Here is a 615-nt window from a genome sequence, read left to right on the forward strand (position 1 = left end):
GGCAACGTCTCCCTCACCAACTCCGGCACAGTGAACGCGGCCTCCGGAACGCTCAGCCTGCAGGGCGGTGGGACCTTCACGGCGGCATCGACGCTCACCGCGGCGTCGGGAGGCGACCTGGATTTCAACGGCGGGACGTTCGACCTGCCGGCGGGGTCGGAGGTCGTGGGGGCGTCCGGCAGCACGTTTAGCTTCAGCGGGGCCGACGTGACGATCGAGGGCTCGTACGCGACGGCCGGTTCGACGACGGTGAGCAACGGCGAGGTGGACTTCAACTCCTCGACGACGCTGCCAACGCTAATCCAGTCTGGTGGGATCCTGGGCGGGTCAGCGACGGTGACTGTCACCGGGGCAACGACGTGGTCTGGGGGGACGCAGTCGGGCGCGGGCAAGACCGTGGCCAAGGGGGGCCTGACCATCGGCTCCGCGACCAGCACCAGCGAGGAGACGTTAAACGGCCGCGAGCTGGACAACTTCGGCGCTGCCACCCTGGCGAACTTCTACAGCAACGCTAACGGGCTTCGGCTGGCCAGCGCCGCCACCTTCGCCAACGAGGCCGGCGCCAGCTTCAGCTTCATCTCCGACGCGGCCATCTACGACGCCGGGGGCGGCGGC

1 protein-coding gene is annotated in these 615 nt (G+C 69.1%); it reads left to right on the plus strand.

All coding sequences use genetic code 11. The features are described from left to right. Positions 1-615: hypothetical protein (locus tag G6O54_RS37015; RefSeq protein ID WP_165236179.1), on the plus strand; the 615-nt coding region annotated here is incomplete at both ends.

The sequence above is a fragment of the Aquisphaera insulae genome, from assembly GCF_011064615.1.
GTDB lineage: Bacteria > Planctomycetota > Planctomycetia > Isosphaerales > Isosphaeraceae > Aquisphaera > Aquisphaera insulae.